This is a genomic window from Streptomyces sp. (genome assembly GCF_035563135.1).
Classification (GTDB): domain Bacteria; phylum Actinomycetota; class Actinomycetes; order Streptomycetales; family Streptomycetaceae; genus Streptomyces.
In genome coordinates this window covers 1-2,886 of record NZ_DATMVN010000119.1, presented here as the reverse complement: position 1 = coordinate 2,886, position 2,886 = coordinate 1, and the positions used below count along the sequence as shown (strand labels likewise).

Here is a 2,886-nt window from a genome sequence, read left to right as displayed (position 1 = left end):
GGCGGGGCGCTGGCCGACGCCCCGGTCGACGGCCTCGCCGTGCGGTCGCCGGTGCTCGCCGCGCTGTCGGTGACGATCTACGCGGTGATGGCCGGCAACTTCCTCGGTGCCGTCGTCGGGGCCGCCGCCCTGCGGGGGCACCCCGCCGCCCGGCCCGCCGGGGTCCGGGTCGTCGTCGCCCCCGCCGTCCTCGTCCGCCGCGTCCTGGAGGGCCTCGTCCAGCTTGTCCTCGTCCAGTCCGGGGGCGTCGAACGGATTGCGCCGGCGCCGGTGGGGGAGGGCCAGGAGCGCGGCCTGCCGCACATCGTCCGCGACGACCTCCTCGCGCCCCGCCCACGCCGCCAGAGCGGTCGCGGTGCGGGCCATCACGATGTCGGCACGCATCCCGTCGACCTCGAACGCCGCACAGGTCGCCGCGATCTGCCGCAGCACACCGTCGCCGAGCACCACCCGGGGCAGCAGGGCCCGCGCGGCGACGATCCGCTCCCGCAGCGCGGCCTCCTCCTCGGCCCACCGCGCGGCGAAGGCGGCCGGGTCGTCGTCGTGGGCGAGCCGCCGCCGTACGACCTCGACGCGCTGGTCCGTGTCCCGCGAGGCCGCCACCTCCACGGTCAGCCCGAAGCGGTCCAGCAGCTGGGGGCGCAATTCGCCTTCCTCGGGATTCATGGTCCCGACAAGGAGGAAGCGGGCCGCGTGGCGGACGGAGACACCTTCACGCTCGACGTACGAGGCACCCATGGCCGCCGCGTCGAGCAGCAGGTCCACCAGGTGGTCATGGAGGAGGTTGACCTCGTCGACGTACAGGATCCCGCGATGGGCGTCGGCGAGGAGACCCGGCTCGAAGGCCTTCACACCCTCCGCGAGGGCCCGTTCGATGTCGAGCGCCCCGACCAGCCGGTCCTCCGACGCGCCGACCGGAAGCTCCACGGTCCGCGCCGGACGCGACACACCCGTCCCCCCCTCGTGGGGGCCGTCGGGACACGCCGGATCGGGGGCTGCCGGGTCGCACGAGAAGCGGCATCCCGCCACCACCGTGACCTCGGGCATCAGCGCGGCGAGCGCCCGTACGGCGGTGGACTTGGCGGTGCCCTTCTCGCCCCGGACCAGGACCCCGCCGACGGCGGGGCTGACGGCGTTGAGCAGGAGCCCGAGCCGCAGGTCGTCCTGTCCCACGATGGCGGTGAAGGGATACGGCGTACTCACAGGGCCTCCTCGTTCACGGAAACATCGATGCCGGTGCCGGGATCCACCCGGGCCTGCGGAGCACGGGGCACCGCATCGGGCCCGTGAGGGCCCCCCGGGGCGGGGTCCGGGGGAGTCCGGGGCCCGGGGCCCGGGGCGGCACCCCGGTCGCGGGAAGGGGCGGAGCGGGGAGAGGACCCCGCCGCGGACGCCTCCGCCCCCGCACCCGGAGTCCGCGGCGTGCCCGGCGCGCCCGGCGGGATGAACGGCAGCCCCTTCGGCGCGCCGTTCTCGATCAGCCGCCACAAGGCGTCCGTATCGGCGTGTTCCTCGATCAGGTCCCCCAGCCGGTCCAGCTGCTCCTCCCGCAGCGCCCCGAAGCTCGTGTCCGGCGCCGGGACGAAGCGCCGTCCCGCGGCCCGCGCCACCTCGCCGAGGAACGCGCGCCGGAACGCGTCGCTCTCCAGCGACCCGTGCCAGTGCGTCCCCCAGACCGAACCCACCCGGCACCCGTCCAGGAACGGCTCACCGCCGCTCACCCCGGCGACCCCGTGATGGATCTCGTATCCCTCCACCCGCTCCCCGAGCGCGCTTCCCACGGGCCGCGCCAGGACCTTCTCCCGGCCGAAGCGGACCCGCACCGGCAGCAGGCCGAGCCCCTCGACCAGCCCGGCCCGCGACTCCACGTCGTCCTCGATACGCTCGCCCAGCACCTGGAACCCGCCGCAGATCCCCAGCACCGGCCGCCCCTCGGCGGCCCTCCGCAGCAACGCGCCGGCCAGCCCCCGCTCGCGCAGCCACGCCAGCGCCTTCACGGTGCCCCGCGTCCCGGGCACGATCACGAGGTCCGCGTCGGCGAGCTCCTCCGCCCGGTCCACGAACCGCACCACCACACCCGGCTCGGCCGCCAGCGCGTCCACATCGGTGAAGTTCGACATCAGCGGCACGGCACACACCGCGACCCGCAGTACGTCCTCGCCGTGCGGCGGCGCCACGACCGACTCCCGTACGGTGCCGCGCATCGACACCCGCAGCCCGTCCTCCTCGTCGATGCCCAGACCGTGGGCGTAGGGCAGCACCCCGTACGTCCGCCGGCCCGTGAGCCCCAGCAGCATGTCGAGGCCGGGCTCCAGCAGCGACACGTCACCGCGGAACTTGTTGACGAGGTACCCGGCGATCAGTGACTGGTCCTCGGGACTCAGCAGCGCCGTCGTACCGAAGAACGAGGCGAACACACCACCCCGGTCGATGTCGCCGACCACCAGCACGGGAAAGCGCGCGGCCCGCGCGATGCCCATGTTCACGATGTCCGTGCGCCGCAGGTTGATCTCGGCCGGACTGCCCGCCCCCTCGCAGATCACGGCGTCATAGGTGGTCCGCAGCTGCTCCAGACAGTCCACGACCGTCCCGAGCAGGGCCTCCTGCCGCCCCCCGTGGTAGCCGCGCGCACTCATCTCACCGACCGGCTTCCCCATCAGGACGACCTGGCTCGACCGGTCACCACCGGGCTTGAGCAGCACCGGGTTCATCAGCGCCGACGGCTCCACCCGGGCGGCCTGCGCCTGCATCGCCTGGGCGCGGCCGATCTCCGCCCCCTCCCGGGTGACGAACGAGTTCAGCGACATGTTCTGCGCCTTGAAGGGCGCCACCTCCACCCCCCGGCGCACCAGCCACCGGCAGATCCCGGCCGTGACGACGCTCTTG

General features: G+C 74.4%; 2 protein-coding genes. Both read right to left on the bottom strand.

What is annotated here, in order from left to right; translation table 11 throughout:
• Positions 1-1,203 (bottom strand): ATP-binding protein (locus VN520_RS05250; protein ID WP_325745655.1); only part of this gene is annotated, 1,203 nt, incomplete at its 3' end.
• On the bottom strand, positions 1,200-2,886 hold a 1,687-nt coding region (locus VN520_RS05245; RefSeq protein ID WP_325745654.1), incomplete at its 5' end, for a cobyric acid synthase. The genes VN520_RS05245 and VN520_RS05250, both read right to left, overlap by 4 nt.